General features: G+C 68.0%; 16 protein-coding genes. 5 read left to right on the forward strand and 11 right to left on the reverse strand.

What is annotated here, in order from left to right; translation table 11 throughout:
• Nucleotides 1–86: 86 nt before the first annotated feature.
• Nucleotides 87–1,241: a Gfo/Idh/MocA family protein gene (locus I2487_RS08230; protein WP_207170766.1), complete on the forward strand. Its 1,155-nt coding sequence runs from the start codon at nt 87–89 to the stop codon at nt 1,239–1,241.
• A gap of 79 nt (nt 1,242–1,320) precedes the next feature.
• On the opposite strand, the gene I2487_RS08235 is transcribed toward I2487_RS08230, so the two are convergent.
• Genes I2487_RS08235 through I2487_RS08250 form a run of 4 tightly spaced genes read right to left on the reverse strand, consistent with a single transcriptional unit; the run spans nt 1,321 to nt 5,013 of the window.
• Nucleotides 1,321–2,853 carry a sodium/solute symporter gene (locus I2487_RS08235; protein WP_345941371.1) on the reverse strand — a complete coding sequence of 511 codons (1,533 nt, stop codon included), beginning with the start codon at nt 2,851–2,853 and terminating at the stop codon, nt 1,321–1,323.
• Nucleotides 2,850–3,386, reverse strand: a complete 537-nt coding sequence (locus tag I2487_RS08240) for a hypothetical protein (protein WP_207170764.1) — start codon at nt 3,384–3,386, stop codon at nt 2,850–2,852. The genes I2487_RS08235 and I2487_RS08240 overlap by 4 nt, the downstream gene beginning before the upstream one ends.
• Nucleotides 3,386–4,144, reverse strand: a complete 759-nt coding sequence (locus tag I2487_RS08245) for a LytR/AlgR family response regulator transcription factor (protein ID WP_207170763.1) — start codon at nt 4,142–4,144, stop codon at nt 3,386–3,388. The genes I2487_RS08240 and I2487_RS08245 overlap by 1 nt, the downstream gene beginning before the upstream one ends.
• A complete protein-coding gene (locus I2487_RS08250) occupies nt 4,144–5,013 on the reverse strand; it encodes a sensor histidine kinase (RefSeq protein WP_345941372.1) in 870 nt (289 codons plus the stop codon). The genes I2487_RS08245 and I2487_RS08250 overlap by 1 nt, the downstream gene beginning before the upstream one ends.
• Nucleotides 5,014–5,230: 217 nt before the next feature.
• On the opposite strand from I2487_RS08250, the gene I2487_RS08255 reads away from it, so the two are divergent.
• The gene (locus I2487_RS08255) at nt 5,231–5,593 is read left to right on the forward strand and encodes a DUF485 domain-containing protein (RefSeq protein ID WP_207170761.1); all 363 of its coding nucleotides are present in this window, start codon (nt 5,231–5,233) and stop codon (nt 5,591–5,593) included.
• The gene (locus I2487_RS08260; RefSeq protein WP_207170760.1) at nt 5,593–7,251 is read left to right on the forward strand and encodes a monocarboxylic acid transporter; all 1,659 of its coding nucleotides are present in this window, start codon (nt 5,593–5,595) and stop codon (nt 7,249–7,251) included. Before I2487_RS08255 ends, I2487_RS08260 begins: the two co-directional genes overlap by 1 nt.
• An 83-nt stretch (nt 7,252–7,334) precedes the next feature.
• Here the strand turns inward: I2487_RS08260 and I2487_RS08265 are convergent, their stop codons facing one another.
• The 7 genes from I2487_RS08265 to rpsB all read right to left on the reverse strand — a co-directional run bounded on the left by I2487_RS08265 (nt 7,335) and on the right by rpsB (nt 13,296).
• Nucleotides 7,335–8,360 carry a putative endonuclease domain-containing protein gene (locus tag I2487_RS08265; RefSeq protein WP_207170759.1) on the reverse strand — a complete coding sequence of 342 codons (1,026 nt, stop codon included), beginning with the start codon at nt 8,358–8,360 and terminating at the stop codon, nt 7,335–7,337.
• Between the two features lie 202 nt (nt 8,361–8,562).
• Nucleotides 8,563–9,120, reverse strand: coding sequence for a DivIVA domain-containing protein (locus I2487_RS08270; RefSeq protein ID WP_255546089.1), 558 nt, complete (start codon nt 9,118–9,120; stop codon nt 8,563–8,565).
• Between the two features lie 2 nt (nt 9,121–9,122).
• Nucleotides 9,123–9,977, reverse strand: a complete 855-nt coding sequence (locus tag I2487_RS08275) for a phosphatidate cytidylyltransferase (RefSeq protein WP_207170757.1) — start codon at nt 9,975–9,977, stop codon at nt 9,123–9,125.
• Nucleotides 9,977–10,534: a ribosome recycling factor gene (gene frr, locus I2487_RS08280; protein WP_036474012.1), complete on the reverse strand. Its 558-nt coding sequence runs from the start codon at nt 10,532–10,534 to the stop codon at nt 9,977–9,979. Before frr ends, I2487_RS08275 begins: the two co-directional genes overlap by 1 nt.
• A gap of 65 nt (nt 10,535–10,599) precedes the next feature.
• Nucleotides 10,600–11,322 carry a UMP kinase gene (pyrH, locus tag I2487_RS08285; protein WP_207170756.1) on the reverse strand — a complete coding sequence of 241 codons (723 nt, stop codon included), beginning with the start codon at nt 11,320–11,322 and terminating at the stop codon, nt 10,600–10,602.
• A 218-nt stretch (nt 11,323–11,540) separates the two neighbouring features.
• Nucleotides 11,541–12,380, reverse strand: coding sequence for a translation elongation factor Ts (gene tsf / locus I2487_RS08290; RefSeq protein WP_207170755.1), 840 nt, complete (start codon nt 12,378–12,380; stop codon nt 11,541–11,543).
• A 19-nt stretch (nt 12,381–12,399) separates the two neighbouring features.
• Nucleotides 12,400–13,296: a 30S ribosomal protein S2 gene (gene rpsB, locus I2487_RS08295; protein WP_207170754.1), complete on the reverse strand. Its 897-nt coding sequence runs from the start codon at nt 13,294–13,296 to the stop codon at nt 12,400–12,402.
• 324 nt (nt 13,297–13,620) lie between these two features.
• On the opposite strand from rpsB, the gene I2487_RS08300 reads away from it, so the two are divergent.
• Both I2487_RS08300 and I2487_RS08305 read left to right on the forward strand, forming a co-directional pair.
• A complete protein-coding gene (locus I2487_RS08300; RefSeq protein ID WP_255546092.1) occupies nt 13,621–14,235 on the forward strand; it encodes a murein hydrolase activator EnvC family protein in 615 nt (204 codons plus the stop codon).
• A gap of 78 nt (nt 14,236–14,313) precedes the next feature.
• On the forward strand, nt 14,314–15,546 hold the full coding sequence (locus I2487_RS08305; protein WP_345941373.1) for an FUSC family protein: 1,233 nt from the start codon (nt 14,314–14,316) through the stop codon (nt 15,544–15,546).
• Nucleotides 15,547–15,566: the final 20 nt, after the last annotated feature.

The raw sequence follows: 15,566 nt of genomic DNA on the forward strand, positions 1-15,566 counted from the left end.
TGCCACCCTAGGATTTCTCCGCTGTGCGGACCATTGTCCGAATCAACCGGATCGAGAAAACCCCTCCTCGGTGTATTCTCAGCCCCATGACTGTGAGCCAGGCAACACCCGCATTCCCGGAAGACTCCCCCACCGACCCAGCCCACTCCCGTGAGTCCCCTCGCGAGTCCCGCCGCGAGTCCCCCGGCGGGGCCCCCGGCGGGGCCCAGCCCGAGACAGACCCGGCGGCCCCGGCTCCGACTCCGCCGCGCAAGGGACTGCGCTGGGGCATCCTGGCCACCGGATTCATCGCCGGACAGTTCACCGCCGACGCCGTGCTCGCCGGACTCGACGTCCGCGCCGTCGGCTCTCGATCCGAGGAGTCCGCTCAGCGCTTCGCCGACACCTATGGGATCCCGCGTGCCCATGGCTCCTACGAGGCGCTCGTGGCCGACCCCGAGGTCGACATCATCTACGTGGCCACGCCGCATCCGATGCACCGCGTGACCGCCGGGATGGCGCTGGAGGCCGGCAAGCATGTGCTGGTGGAGAAGCCCTTCACGCTCAACCGTGCCGAGGCCGTGGAGCTGCGCGAGATCGCCGCTCGCCACGGACTGCTGGTCATGGAGGCGATGTGGACCCGGTACCTGCCGCATATCCGCCGGATCCACGAGATCATCGCGGCCGGTGGGATCGGCGAGGTCCGCACGGTCTTCGCCGATCACACCCAGTCGCTGCCCACCGATCCCGAGCACCGGATCAATGCGCCGAGCCTGGGCGGTGGTGCCCTGCTGGACCTGGGCATCTACCCGATCTCCTTCGCCTGGGACATCCTGGGTGAACCGATCAGCATCCAGGCCGCCGCCCACTTCGGCGCCACCGGCGTGGACACCGAGGTCGCCACCGTGATGACCCACCTCTCCGGGGCGCTCTCGACGACGACGACCTCATCGCGCGCCAAGGGTCCCAACACCGCCCATATCGTCGGGACCGAGGGGCGGATCGACATCGATGGGGTCTGGTACACCTCCGCAGACTTCAGTCACCGCGCCGCGGACGGCACGTTGTTGGAGCGCTATGAGTCCGCCCGCCATGGGGTCGGCATGCAGCATCAGGCGCTCGCGGCGCAGGACTATGTGGCTCGCGGGCTGCTCACCTCGGAGCTGCTCAGCGTGGACGACTCGGTGCGGATCATGGGCACCCTGGACGAGATCCGGGCGCAGATCGGACTGCGCTACCCCGGCGAGCCGCGGCGCCGCTAGGGCTCGAAGCGGGGCGGGGCGGGACGGGGCGAGACTCGAGGCGGGCTGCGCGCCGGGCGGGACTCGAGGCGGGCTGAGGTCAACGGCTCGGCCGCGCCGCCACGATCTCCGGGGTGTGCAGCAGAGCCATCACGGCTTCGGTGTGGCTCGGCGGCTGTCCAGCTCCGAACCGGCTCACCAGCACGGTCACCGCGAAGGCCAGCGGGACGCACCACAGCGCCGGGGACACCAGCAGCTGCAGCGGGCCGTCCTGGACCGGCCCCTCCCCCAGGCTCAGGCCCAGCACCTGCGCGGCCAAGGAGCTCACCGCCCCCGCCGCCATCCCCCAGAACGCGCCCTGGGCGGTGAGCCCGCGCCACCAGACCCCGAGCAGCATCACCGGAGCCAGCGCGGAGGCGGTGAAGGTGAACACCATCGCCACCGCGCCGGCAAGCGCGAGCTCCGAGGTCGCCGATCCCACCACCAGCGGGACCGTGATCGCCAGCAGCGCGCCGAGCCGGAACCCACGCACCGTGCCGGAGAAGAACTCCTGGGAGAGCACCCCGGAGACCGAGACCACCAGCCCCGAGGTGGTCGAGAGGAAGGCCGCGAAGGCTCCCCCGGCGATCAGCGCGGTCAGCAGATCGCTGGCCAGGCCGTCGAACACCGCCGCCGGCAGGCGCAGGATGGCGGTGTCATGGCTGAGCCCGCCGGTGCCCGCCAGCTCGCCCGCCGCCGCCGTCGTCCCCCAGACCATCCGGGCGATGACCCCGAGCAGCACCGGCAGCAGGTAGAAGAGCACGAGCAGCCCCAGCAGGAATGTGGTGGTGCGGCGGGCGGCGGCGCCGTCGGGGTTGGTGTAGAAGCGCACCAGCACGTGGGGCAGCCCGAGGGTGCCCATCATCAGCGCCACGAGCACCGAGAGGCTCCGGGAGAAGTCCCCCCACTGGTCCCCGGTGCCGCCCAGCGTGGCCAGCCCGGCAGACCAGGCGCCGTGGAACTCGGGCAGCTCCAGCCGCTCCCAGAACCCGACCTGGAGCAGGATGAACACCGTGGGCACCAGCAGCGCGGTCAGCTTCACCCAGTACTGGACCGCCTGGGCCAGGGTCACCGACCGCATGCCGCCGGTGAGCACCACGAAGAGCACCACCAGGGCGACCAGCAGCGGCCCCACCCAGCCGGGCGCGCCGCCGGTGGCCGAGAGCGCGATCGAGGCGCCGTGCAGCTGCGGGACGATGTAGAGCCAACCGGCGGCGACCACCACGAGGACCGTCATTCGCCGCATCATGGCGGAGCGGAAGCGCAGCACCACGAAGTCTGGGATCGTATAGGCCCCGGAGCGGCGCAGCGGGGCGGCCATGAAGAGCAGCACGATCAGGAAGCCCGCGGTGTAGCCCACGGGGAACCACAGTCCATAGGTTCCGTGGGCCAGGATCAGTCCGGCCACGCCGAGGAAGCTGGCGGCGGAGAGGAACTCCCCGGCGATCGCGGAGGCATTCATCCAGGGCGGGACGCGGCGGGAGGCCACGAAGAAGTCGCCGGTGCTGCGCGAGAAGCCAGGACCGCCCAGCAGCAGGGTCACCGCGCACACCAGCGCGACGGCGGCCAGGACGGCGATCTGCTCCCCGGTCACCGTGGAGCCCCTGATCCGGGACGGGGATTCGGGGTGGTCTTCAGGGCTGCCTGCGGGGCTGCCGTCGAGACGGAGCTCTGCAGGCTGAGCCCCAGGACCTCCGCCCATCGCTGCTCATTGAGCTCAGCACGCCGGCGGAAAAGCCCGGCCAGGACCAGCAGCACAGGGAAGAACCCGACGCCGGGCACGGCCCAGGCCAGCGGCACACCCCAGAGCGTGAGCGACCCGAACCCGGTGGTCACCAGCAGCAGGCTGATCAGCACCACGGCGCAGAAGAATCCGACGCCGAGGATCAGCGCGAGTCGCAGCTGGGCGCGCATCAGGCCTCGCACCGCCTGGGCCCGCTGGTCGGAGTCTGCACCGGCGGTCCGTGCGTGGTCAGCCGCCTGGCTGCGGGTCAGCAGCGCCTCGCGCACGGTGGGCTCCGCCTGGGGTCCGCGCACTGCGGTCCGCGGCGGGAACGACGGCGCGGCAGCCGGGTGCGCGGCTGAGTCGGCGGCGGCCGGGTGCGCGGCTGAGTCGGTGTCGCTCATCAGCGGCCAGCCTCCAGGCGCTCGCGCACCTGGGGCATCAGCCGCCGACTGACCTCGAGCTCGGCACCCGGAACCTCGATCAGCATCCGTCCCTGCCGACGGGTGACCCGCTGCACGTGGATGACGTTGACCAGCGAGGAACGGTGGGTCCGGATGAACCCGTGCTCCTGCCACTCCTCGGCCAGCTCCGCCAGCGGGGTGCGCAGCAGATAGGTGCCGGCCTGGGTGTGGAGCCGGGCATAGTCACCATGGGCCTGGACCCAGCGGATGTCCTGCAGCTTGACCAGCACCGTGGAGTCACCCTGCAGCACCGAGACCCTGACCGGTTCGGGGCGATCCTGCGCGGCAGCCTCGCTGGCCGCCGTCGCCCGGCGCAGTGCCTCGGTGAGCCGCTCGGCGCGCACCGGCTTGAGCAGATAGTCCCGGGCCTCGAGCTCGAACGCCTCCACCGCGGGATGAGCGTCCGCGGTCACGAAGATCACCTGGGGTCCGACTGCGGCCTGGGGCTCGGCCGCCGGGAGATCTCGCAACCTGCGGGCCAGCGCCAGGCCGCTCATGCCGGGCATATGGATGTCGAGCAGCACCACGTCGATGCGCTGCCTCTGCAGCACCTGTTCCGCGCTGCGTGCATCCGATGCGGTGAAGACCTCGCCGGCCTGGGGCTCGGCGTCGAGCATCCACTTCATCTGCGACAGCGCCAGCGGCTCGTCGTCGACCACCAGGACGCTCAGTCCCTGCGGAGCCGAATTCGCTTCCATCAGGTTCCTTCCTGGGGCTGGGCCGGTTCTTGTTGGGGCGGTTCTCGATGGAACGGGTCGGGCTGGAACGGGGCGGGCTGGAACTTCGGGACCCGCATGGAGACCTTCATCCCGGCCCCGGGAGCGGTCTCCACCACCAGCCCGGCGGCTCCGCCGTAGGCCTGGCGAAGTCGCAGGTCCACGTTACGCACCCCGATGTGGGCGTTGCCGGCCTCTCCGTGGAGCACCTGCCGCATCGCTTCAGGATCGGCGCCCTGACCATCGTCCTCCACGCTGATCTCGGCGTGGGTCGCGGTGTCCGCGGCGCGCAGCCAGACCGTGCCGGAGCCGGCCTCGGAATCCATTCCGTGGCGCACCGCGTTCTCCACCAGGGGCTGCACCGCGAGGAAGGGGATCCGCACGCCGAGCACCTCCGGGGCGATCTGCAGCTTCACCTGAATGCGATCACCGAAGCGGGCCTTCTCCAGCAGCACATAGCTCTCGACGGCGGCCAGCTCCTCGCGCAGCGTGGTGAACTCGCCTTCGGCGCGCAGGCTGTAGCGGGTGAAGTCCGCGAAGTCGAGCACCAGCTCCCGCGCTCGGACAGGATCGGTGGGGATCGTCGCGGCGATGGCGTTGAGGCTGTTGTAGATGAAATGCGGGGAGATCTGCGCCCGCAGCGAGCGCAGCTCCGCCTCCACGAGTTGGCGCCGCAGCGACTCCTCCGCCTCACTCAGCTGCGCCCGCACCTCCGGACTGATCACGGCCTCCCGCGCGCCGGCGGGCCCGGCGTCGTCGTGGGTGCGGTAGAGCAGGACGGCGGCCAGGATCACCCCGACCACCAGGGCAAGGGCGAGCACCAGGGGCGCGAGCTCGGTCAGAAAGTCCATCGTGCTCATCCTATGAGCGCAGGGGGCGATCTGTTGCACAGCTCACCATTCCGACCTCGAGAGCGTCCGGACGACCACTCGTCGCTAATCCGATGCCGCTCATCGCATGAGCGCGCCCTCAGGTCGACCGTGACCCGGATCACACTGCACTCTTGAGATACACACACGTGACCGAGGCCCACAACCGCGGGCCGACGCTACTGATGAAGGAGCCGACATGACCCAAGTCAATGCCCCCAACGCGGGGCCCGTTGACTACCAGGAGGTGCAGGCGCGCGAAGACTTCCAGGAGCTTCGCAGGACGCACCGGAGCTTCGTCTTCCCGATGACCGCGTTCTTCCTCATCTGGTACATCGCCTTCGTGATCACCGCCGCGTTCTTTCCGGACGTCATGGCGATCCCGGTCTGGGGCAACATCAACCTCGGCCTGGTGCTGGGACTCGCGCAGTTCCTCACCACGTTCGTGATCACCGGACTCTATGTCTGGTTCAGCAACTCGAAGATGGACCCGAAATCCTCGGCGATCCGGCTCGAGCTCGAAGCCCGAGGCGCGGGCCTTCCTGAGGAGGACAAGCACTGATGAACTCCCTTTTCCCCGCATCCAGCATCGAGGCAGGCCTCACCCCGCTGGCCACGGCCGCCGCCGAGGCAGGCTCCGACGTCGGCAGCCCGCTGGCGAACATCTCCATCTTCCTGGTCTTCGTGGGCGTCACGCTGTTCTTCGTGATCCGTGCCTCGAAGAACACCAGCACCGCCGCGGACTACTACGCCGGCGGGCGCTCCTTCTCCGGCACGCAGAACGGCACCGCCATCGCCGGGGACTACCTCTCCGCGGCGTCCTTCCTGGGCATCGTGGGCGCCATCGCGATCTACGGCTACGACGGATTCCTGTACTCCATCGGCTTCCTGGTCGCCTGGCTGATCGCGCTGCTGCTGGTGGCCGAGCTGATGCGCAACACCGGCAAGTTCACCATGGCCGACGTGCTCAGCTTCCGTTTGCGCCAGCAGCCGGTCCGGATCGCGGCCGCCATCTCCACCCTCGCGGTCTGCCTGTTCTACCTGCTGGCCCAGATGGCCGGCGCAGGCGCGCTGGTCGCGCTGCTGCTCGGCATCGAGAGCGGGCTCGGGCAGTCGCTGATCATCGCGGTGGTCGGCTCCCTGATGATCTTCTACGTCTTCATCGGCGGCATGAAGGGCACCACCTGGGTCCAGATCATCAAGGCCACGCTGCTGATCGCGGGCTCCGCCGTCATGACCATCTGGGTCCTGGCGCTCTACGGCTTCAACTTCTCCGAGCTGCTCGGCTCGGCGGTGGAGAACACCGGTGAGGCAGCTCTGCTCGAGCCGGGCCTGCAGTACGGCGCCGACCTGTTCACCAAGCTGGACTTCATGTCCCTGGGCATCGCGCTGGTGCTGGGCACCGCCGCCCTGCCACACGTGCTGATCCGCTTCTACACGGTCCCGACCGCCAAGGACGCACGTAAGTCCGTCGTGGTGGCCATCGCCCTGATCGGCGCGTTCTACCTGTTCACCCTGGTGCTGGGCTACGGCGCAGCAGCACTGCTGGACACCGAGACGATCCTGGCGGCACCGGGCGGGCAGAACTCTGCGGCCCCGCTGCTGGCCTACGAGCTCGGCGGCACGTTCCTGCTGGGCTTCATCGCCGCCGTCGCCTTCGCCACCATCCTTGCGGTGGTCGCGGGACTGACGATCACGGCCTCGGCCTCCTTCGCCCACGACGTCTACGCCCAGGTGATCAAGAAGGGCAAGATCGACTCCGCCGGCGAGGTCAAGGCAGCCAAGATGACCGTGATCGTGGTCGGGATCCTCGCGATCCTCGGCGGCATCGGCGCACAGGGTCAGAACGTGGCATTCCTGGTGGCGCTGGCCTTCGCGGTCGCCGCCTCGGCGAACCTGCCCACGATCCTGTACTCGCTGTTCTGGAAGCGCTTCACCACCCGTGGCGCGCTGTGGTCCATGTACGGCGGACTCGGCTCGGCGCTGCTGCTGATCGCCTTCTCCCCCGTGGTCTGGGGCCGGGACACCTCGTTCTTCCCGGAGATCGATCTGGCGCTGTACCCGCTGACCAACCCAGGTCTCGTCTCGATCCCACTGGCCTTCCTGCTGGGCTGGATCGGTTCGATGACCTCGAAGGTCTCCGAGGATCCTGCCAAGCAGGCCGAGATGGAGATCCGGTCGCTGACCGGCGTGGGCGCCGAGAAGGCCGCAGAGCACTAAGCAGCCGCGCCTGATCGTTGAGGGGCGGATTCTACGAGTACTTGAGGCCGGGAACGGCGTCAGATGCTCGGAGAATCCGCCCCTCAACTGTGTGTGGTCGGCCTTTCCGGACGCCACCCCCGTTGGATCAGGGCGCGCTGGATGCGCTGGATGGCGCGGCGTCCCTGGTCGGCCATATGGTCCGCCGTGATCCTGACCTCGACCCAGCCCAGCTGCTCGGTGACCTCGCTGCGCCGCACATCCTTGCGCACGCTGTGCGGGGTGGAATGGAACTCCTCACCCTCGTACTGGATCGCGACGAGGAACGCTCCGATCGCCAGATCGGGCTCGAACCACGGGAACCCGCTGGGATGCCGGACCACCGGGTTCACCAGCGGCTCCGGCAGGCCTGCGAGGTGCATGAAATACCGCAGTCGGGCCTCCTGCGGGGAATCGACGCCTTCTCGGATCAGCCCCAGCGACTCCCGCACAGCCCTGATCCCCCTGGTCTTTCCACGGGCTCGGATCGCTTCACGGAGTTCAGCGATGCTGGCCAGCTCCCTGCCGGTCTCGCCATACTCTCCGCGCGGGCGACGCACCACCTGATCACCCAGGATCACGGCACGCTCCACCTCACCGCCCCGAGGGCCCTTGGGACCCGTCGGGCCCTCCAGCGCCAGGTCCAACCAGGTCCAGGCCGGGCTGGTCACCCGGATGCCGCCGAGCTCGAGCACGAACTGCTCCGGGACCGTGATCCGATGTCCCACCACCAGGTGCGGGCGCTGCACGCGAGGGCCACCCGCGGGGCTGCTGATATGCAACGGTGCTCCGACCTCACCCGGGATCAGCCCCCACAGCCGGCCCGCCGTCTCGAAGCTGACCACACGCGAGGTGGACTCGGTGAGTCCCTGCAGCAGTGCGCGGACCGGATCAGCCTCCGGCTCGTTCGGCAGCCCCGTGCCCGAATAGACGCCGTGGGTGAGCTGGCGCAGGAGATCGTTCGCCCGGGAATGCTCGAGATCGCGTCGCTCCATCCCTCCGGCCTGGAGGCGCGCCCGTCGTCGTCCCTCCGGGGGCACGAAGATCGCGGGGCGACGACGGCCGTCTTGAGGTGTGCTCAGTGACTCCACGGGAGTCAGTGCACACCCGATTGCGGCTCAACCGGGGACAGCGGCCGAGTCTGTGCACGGCAGGCGGGTCACCACGCCCTGGGGAAAACTGCTGGACTCTAGTCCCCTACGCGTTGAGGGGCGGATTCTCCGAGCATCTAGGGCCACAAACCCCATGAACTACTCGCAAAATCCGCCCCTCAACGAGAAAAGGGAGGGAGGGTCAGCCGACGGAGGCCATGATCTCGGTCATCTTGTCCAGGAAGGCGTCCACCTGGGCCTCGTCGTAGCCGCTGTGGCCGTGGGCGCCGGTGAAGGTGATCGTGCGGACCTCGTCCACGCTCATCGGGTTCTCGCCGTCGAGGTACTGCTCGAGCTGCCGGCACAGCTCGTCCACCTGCTCCTTGCGGTAGCCGTTGGAGGACGAGTGCGCGGGCTCGCGGAAGCGCTTCCCGTCCGGGCGGGAGAGCCTCCCGCGCAGCGGCTCGGCGCGTTCGGCGAGCATCTCGTACCAGGCGTCCTCGCCGTGGGCATCGACGTACTTGTCCCGCTCGGCGCTCGCGAAGGCGTCCTCGAGCCGGTCCAGCGCGCCGTCGACCTCAGCCGGATCGTAGCCGCCCCCGGTCATGGAGAAGCTCGCGTCACGGATCTGGGAGAGCGCCATGCCCTCCCCGGAGTCATAGGCCACCCGGGCCCGTGCCATGAACTCGTCCACCTCATCGCGGTTGTACCCCTGCTCCTGATCATTCAGGAGCGTGAACAGTGCCGTCTCGTTCGCCATGGTCATAATCCTAGTGGCACTCCCCCGGCATCGCCGTTGAACGCCACGACCACGAAGAACGCGGTGGGCATCGCGAAGACCAGGGAATCCAGCCGATCCATCACGCCGCCGTGTCCCGGCAGCAGCCGGGACATGTCCTTGATGCCGAGCTCACGCTTGACCATCGACTCGGAGAAGTCGCCCGCGGTGGAGGCGATGACCACGGCGACCGCGAGCACCGCACCGACGTAGACCGGTTCATCGAAGATCAGCCAGGAGGCCAGCACCCCGACGCCGGTGGCGCCGAGCAGCGAGCCGCCGAAGCCCTCCCAGGACTTCTTGGGACTGATCTTCGGCGCCATCGGGTGCTTGCCGAAGAACACGCCGAAGATATAGCCGAACGTGTCATTGGAGACCACCAGCAGCACGACGACGACGAGCCGCCAGTCGCCCTGCTCCAGGTTCAGCAGCAGCACCGCGAAGGACATCATGAACGGCACCCAGCTGGCCACGAAGATCGAGGACAGGATGGAGCGTCCAGGATCGGAGACCTTCCACAGGGCGGCCGCGACGACGATGGCCAGTGCGGTGGCCATCAGCGCCAGCGTCAGCGCCTCCACCCCGCCGAAGTAGGCGGCGGTGGGCATGGAGATGGCGCCGAGGAACAGCGGGATCTTGGGGAGCCGCAGCTGGTGTCCGGTGGGGGCGACGCGCGTCTCGAGCGCGCGGGCCACCTCCCAGACACCCATCGAGAGCAGGATCGTCCAGACGAAGATCAGCATCAGCTCGAAGAAGAAGATCCCGAGCAGTGCGGGTACCAGCAGGACGATGCCGGTGATGATGGCTGCGGGCAGGTTCCTCCCAGCTTTTCCCGCCATCAGACCTCGAGCAGCTCAGCTTCCTTGCGCTTGCTCATCTCGTCGATCTTCTCGACATAGGTCTTGGTGAGGATCTCGAGCTCTTTGGTGCCCCGCTCGCCGTCGTCCTTGCCGACCTCGCCGTCCTTGATGGCCTTCTCGATGATCTCCTTGGACTTGCGCCGGGTGTTGCGCACCGAGACCTTGTGGTCCTCGCCCTTGGACTTGATCAGCTTCACGTACTCCTTGCGGCGCTCCTCGGTGAGGTCCGGGATCGTGATCCGGATCTGCTTGCCGTCGTTGGAGGGGTTGGCGCCGATCTCCGAATCCGAGAGCGCCCGCTCGATGTCGCGCATCGCGGAGATGTCGAAGGGGGTGATCAGGATGGTCTTGGCGTCCGGGGTGGCGAAGGAGGCCAGCTGCTGCAGCGGTGTGGCGGATCCGTAGTAGTCCACCAGCACGCGGGAGTAGATCGCGGGGTTGGCGCGGCCGGTGCGCACGGTGCTGAAGTCGACCGAGGTGGCCTCGACTGCTCGTTCGAACTGCTCCTTGGCGTCTGCCAGGGTCTCATCAATCACGGGGGTCTCCTTAGGGGATGACGTTGCGGATGGAGTAGGGCTTCAGTCTAGTCGGGGGCACCAGGTCAGGGGGTGACCAGCGTGCCGATCTCCTCGCCGAGCAGGGCGCGGGTCACGTTGCCCTCCCCCTCCATGCCGAACACCCGCATGTTGAGGTCATTGTCGTTGCACATGGTCATCGCGGTCTGGTCCATCACTCGGATGTTCTTGCGCAGCGCATCCCCGTAGGTCAGGTGATCCAGCTTCTGCGCGTCCGGGTTGGTCTTCGGGTCAGCCGTGTAGACCCCGTCCACGCCGGACTTGGCCATCAGGACCATGTCGGACCGGGTCTCCAGGGCGCGCTGCGCGCAGACGGTGTCGGTGGAGAAGTAGGGCATGCCCGCACCGGCGCCGAAGACGACGACCCGGTCCTTCTCCATGTGCCGCACGGCGCGCAGCGGGATGTAGGACTCGGCGACCTGGCCCATGGTGATGGCGGTCTGCACGCGGGTGGGCTGGCCGGCCTGCTCCAGGAAGTCCTGCAGCGCCAGCGCGTTCATCACGGTGCCCAGCATGCCGATGTAGTCGGCGCGGGCCCGGTCCATGCCGGCCCGGGAGAGCTCGGCGCCGCGGAAGAAGTTGCCGCCGCCGACGACGACGGAGACCTCCACCTGACCCTTGACCGCCGCGATCTGCTCGGCGATCCCGCGGACCGTGGCCGGATCGACTCCCACTGCGCCTCCGCCGAAGACCTCTCCGGAGAGCTTCAGGAGCACTCGGCGGCGGTGTGTCGGTGTCTCTGCGGTCATGGGTGTCCTCCAGGGGATCGTGGGGCGGGGTGTTGCGGTTGCGGGACGCTGCCGCGACGCTGTTGCGTACTCGTGCGGGCGGGCGCAGGCACGGAAAAGGGGGTGACCACCTCGTGTGAAGTGGTCACCCCCTTGACGTCTGAACTGTTGAGCTGCGACCAGTCTAATGGTCAGCGGCTTCGCAGTTCAGGTGCGTTGAGTCTCAGCTGTCTTGAGTCTCAGGCTCCGACGCGGAAGCGAGCCAGACCCTTGGCGGACGTGCCGGCGGACTCGAGGACCTGGGTGACGGTCTTCTTGGGGTCCTTGGCGAACGGCTGGTCGACCAGCACGTTGTCCTTGAAGTACGCGTTGGTGCGTCCTTCGATGATCTTGGTCATCGCCTGCTCGGGCTTGTTCTCAGCCCGTGCGGTCTCCTCGGCGATGCGGCGCTCGTCGGCCACGGTCTCCGCGGGGACCTCGTCACGGGTCAGGAACTGCGGGGACAGCGCGGCGGCGTGCACCGCGATGTCGTGGGCAGCCTCCTTGGCCTGATCCGAGTCGGCGTCGACGGCGAAGAGCACGCCGACCTGAGCCGGAAGGTCCTTGGAGGTCTTGTGCAGGTAGGCGTCCACGAAGGCACCCTCTACCGTGGCAAGGCGACGCACGACGACCTTCTCGCCGAGGATCGCTCCCTCTTCGGTGACGAAGTCGACGAGCTTCTTGCCCTCGACGTCGGCCTCCAGGAGCGCCTCCACGGTGGTCACGTCGTGGGCGACTGCGGTCTCCAGGACCTTGTCGGCCAGCGCGACGAACTTCGCGGACTTGGCCACGAAGTCGGTCTCGGCGTTGATCTCGATCAGGAAACCCTTGGTGCCGTTGACGACCTTGGCGGTGACCAGGCCCTCAGCGGCGGAGCGGCCCTCGCGCTTGGCGGCACCCTTGAGTCCGCGGATCCGGATGGCCTCGAGGGCCTTCTCGGTATCGCCGTCGGTCTCGTCGAGAGCCTTCTTCACGTCCATCATGCCGGCGCCGGTGCGCTCACGCAGGGCCTTGATGTCTGCAGCGGTGTAGTTCGCCATAGAAAAGCAGTTCCTCTCTCTACTTGGCTTCTTCAGCGGGAGCTTCGGTGGACTCTGCAGCGGGTGCCTCTGCAGCCTGCTCAGACTTGGCGGGCTCCTCGGCCTGCTCGGTCTTGGCGGACTTCTCAGCCTCGGCAGACTTCTCAGTGGCGTGCTGCTCGAGCAGCTCGCGCTCCCACTCGGCCATCGGCTCGGCAGCAGTGCCGGAGCCGCCGCCGCGCTTGTTCTCGCGAGCCATGAGGCCATCGGCCACGGCGTCGGCGATCACGCGGGTCAGCAGGTCCACGGACCGGATGGCGTCGTCGTTGCCCGGGATCGGGTACTGGACGTCATCGGGATCGCAGTTGGTGTCGAGGATGGCGATCACGGGGATGCCCAGCTTCTTGGCCTCGTCGACCGCCAGGTGCTCCTTGTTGGTATCGACGATCCAGACCGCGGAGGGGGTCTTGGTCAGGTTGCGGATACCACCGAGGTTCGACTGCAGCTTGGTGAGCTCGCGGCGCATCAGCAGCAGTTCCTTCTTGGTGTGACCGGAGCCTGCGACGTCGTCGAAGTCGATCTCCTCCAGCTCCTTCATGCGCTGCACGCGCTTGGAGACCGTCTGGAAGTTGGTCAGCATGCCGCCGAGCCAGCGGTGGTTGACGTAGGGCTGACCGACGCGGGTGGCCTGCTCGGCGATGGCTTCCTGGCCCTGCTTCTTGGTGCCGACGAAGAGGACGGAGCCGCCGTGGGCGACGGTCTGCTTGACGAACTCGTAAGCAGTGTCGATGTAGGTCAGGGACTGCTGGAGGTCAACGATGTAGATACCGTTGCGCTCGGTGAAGATGAAGCGCTTCATCTTCGGGTTCCAGCGGCGAGTCTGGTGACCGAAGTGGACACCGGAGTCGAGCAGCTGGCGCATGGTGACGACAGGCATGGTATTTCCTTTCAATGCCGGGCTTGGAACATGGAGGACATGCCTCATGCAGCTCCGGCTGGATTTCTCGGTTGGACAATGGCCCGGTTCTCTCGGGCTCCTGGCAGAAGAGGGAGGGGTCTCGCGTTCTCGCCGCACGGCTGTTCCAAGGTAAGGAACAGCTGGGTGTGGACCGATGAGAAACGCCCCGATCGCTCGGGCAGCTCCTGCGCGTAGTCAGCTGATCCAGGCACGCCTCGGCATGCACAGGTCAACTGCTGGGGTTCAGCTTAGCGGTTCGACGGCGTTTTCCCCAACCGCCTCGAGGATCCGTCAGCGGCCTGGATGCTCCACACATCGGCGGATTGGCGGGGATCCCGGATCGGGGTGCTCCAGGCTGGGTCCATGGGCGCGGGCGGGCGAGGGATCACCGGGGCGAAAGTCACTGCACTGGGTGTTGCGCTGCTGCTTGGACTGGGCGGGCTCCCGGCTGTCTCGGCAGTCTCGGCGGAGGTTTCCTCCGCCGCGGGGGCCGCGCCGGCCGCGGCACTGTGGCGGCTGCCGGTGGTCGCAGATGAGCTGCGCCCCTTTGCCAGGCCACCCGCTCCCTGGGGTGCCGGTCACCGCGGGGTGGATCTCGGTCCGCTCTCCGGTGGAGCGAACATCAGAGCTCCCGCCGATGGTGAGATCAGCTTCGCCGGCGTGGTGGTGGACCGCCCGGTGCTCTCCATCCGCCACGGCGACGGCTACCTCAGCTCCTTCGAACCCGTGGAGACCGTCTTGGAGGTCGGGGATCGGGTCAGCGCCGGGGACCCGGTGGGGAGCCTCGCGACCGGCGCGGGCCACTGCGAGGCGCCCTGTCTGCACTGGGGAGTGCGGCTTGACGGGGAATACATCAACCCGCTGCTGCTCACCGGTGACGCGGAACCGTCAATCCTGCTGCCGCTGGGCGGGGACTGAGGCCACCGGTGCAGTTGCCGCCGCGACGATGGCACAATATTGTCACCTCGCAGGCAGATCACTACCCGAGGAGGACCCGTGGCCCGACCGTCTGAGGACGCGCGGCACCAGAGCCAGCACCAAAGCCAGAGCCAGCACCAGGACCAGGACCAGGACCAGGACCAGAGGAACCGCGAGCGTGGACCCACCCCGCAGGTCAGCACCGGCAAGCTCCGGAACCTGCTGCAGCGGCCCGAGTTCCTCACCGATGTGCTGCAGATCCTCAAGACTGTGATCGCGGGCACCGCCGCCTGGTGGGTCTCCAGCTCGGTGCTGGAATCAGAACTGGCGTTCCTCGCTCCCTGGACGGCGCTGCTGACGGTCCACGCCACGGTGCACCGTTCGCTCTCCCGCGGCGTGCAGACCACCATCGCCTCCACGATCGGCGTCGGACTCTCCTTCCTGATCGGGCATCTGCTCGGCGTCAGCCTGTGGACCTTCGCCCTGGCCCTGCTGGTCGGGGTGGCCGCCGCCCGGATCTCCTGGATCCGAGACGAGGGGATCGCGATCGCCACCACCGCGATCTTCGTGCTGGCCAGCGGCTTCGATGATCAGGCTCCGCTGCTCGATGATCGCATCCTCGAAGTCGCCGTCGGCGTGGCGGCCGGGCTCCTGGTGAATCTGCTGATCATTCCGCCGCTGCGGGACAAACAGGCCGGCCGGTACGTGGACAGCATCAACGAGCGCATGGGCAGCGTGCTGGTGAGCATCTCCGAAGAATTCTCCGATTCCTGGGACACCGACAAGGCCGAGGCCTGGTTCCAGGAGACCGAGTCGATGACCCGGGAGCTGAACTCGGCCTGGACTGTGGTCCGCTTCGCCCGCGAATCTCGCCGCGCCAACCCGCGGGCCCGCCAGGGCATGCAGAGCCTGAAGGTGAGCAGCTGGAACGCCGAAGAGGCCAGCTACGAGGAGATCCTGGAACGCGCCGACGAGGGCATCTCGCACCTGCGTCACCTGGCGCGCACTCTGCGCGAGGCCACCTACACCGACGGCGAGTGGGACCACAGGTTCCGTGGACAGTGGGCGCAGATCGTCGGTGATGCCGGTCGGGCGATCGCCGACCCGGATGCGGAGGTCGCTTCGCTGCACGAGAACCTGAGCTCGCTCTCCGCGGAGATGTCACAGGGCCAGGGGCTTCCGGGCGATTCCTGGCCGCTCTACGGGTCCTTGATCTCCAGCGTGCGCCATATCGTGGTCGTCGTCGACGATGTCGCCTCGGCGCGCCAGGCCCGCGAGGGAACCTCCGAGAACCCGGTCGTCTCCCACTAGAGGGCCGCCGGCCCCCGGGG

Origin of the sequence: Nesterenkonia sp. E16_10 (assembly GCF_017347085.1) — a bacterium.
GTDB lineage: Bacteria > Actinomycetota > Actinomycetes > Actinomycetales > Micrococcaceae > Nesterenkonia.

Coding starts and splice junctions, on each gene's coding strand:
- I2487_RS08260 (WP_207170760.1), top strand. CDS start 5,593: ATGAACTCCCTTTTCCCCGCATCCAGCATCGAGGCAGGCCTCACCCCG.
- I2487_RS08255 (WP_207170761.1), top strand. CDS start 5,231: ATGACCCAAGTCAATGCCCCCAACGCGGGGCCCGTTGACTACCAGGAG.
- tsf (WP_207170755.1), bottom strand. CDS start 12,380: ATGGCGAACTACACCGCTGCAGACATCAAGGCCCTGCGTGAGCGCACC.
- pyrH (WP_207170756.1), bottom strand. CDS start 11,322: ATGACCGCAGAGACACCGACACACCGCCGCCGAGTGCTCCTGAAGCTC.
- I2487_RS08250 (WP_345941372.1), bottom strand. CDS start 5,013: ATGGACTTTCTGACCGAGCTCGCGCCCCTGGTGCTCGCCCTTGCCCTG.
- I2487_RS08300 (WP_255546092.1), top strand. CDS start 13,621: ATGCTCCACACATCGGCGGATTGGCGGGGATCCCGGATCGGGGTGCTC.
- I2487_RS08230 (WP_207170766.1), top strand. CDS start 87: ATGACTGTGAGCCAGGCAACACCCGCATTCCCGGAAGACTCCCCCACC.
- I2487_RS08245 (WP_207170763.1), bottom strand. CDS start 4,144: ATGGAAGCGAATTCGGCTCCGCAGGGACTGAGCGTCCTGGTGGTCGAC.
- I2487_RS08270 (WP_255546089.1), bottom strand. CDS start 9,120: ATGGCGAACGAGACGGCACTGTTCACGCTCCTGAATGATCAGGAGCAG.
- I2487_RS08275 (WP_207170757.1), bottom strand. CDS start 9,977: ATGGCGGGAAAAGCTGGGAGGAACCTGCCCGCAGCCATCATCACCGGC.
- I2487_RS08240 (WP_207170764.1), bottom strand. CDS start 3,386: ATGAGCGACACCGACTCAGCCGCGCACCCGGCCGCCGCCGACTCAGCC.
- rpsB (WP_207170754.1), bottom strand. CDS start 13,296: ATGCCTGTCGTCACCATGCGCCAGCTGCTCGACTCCGGTGTCCACTTC.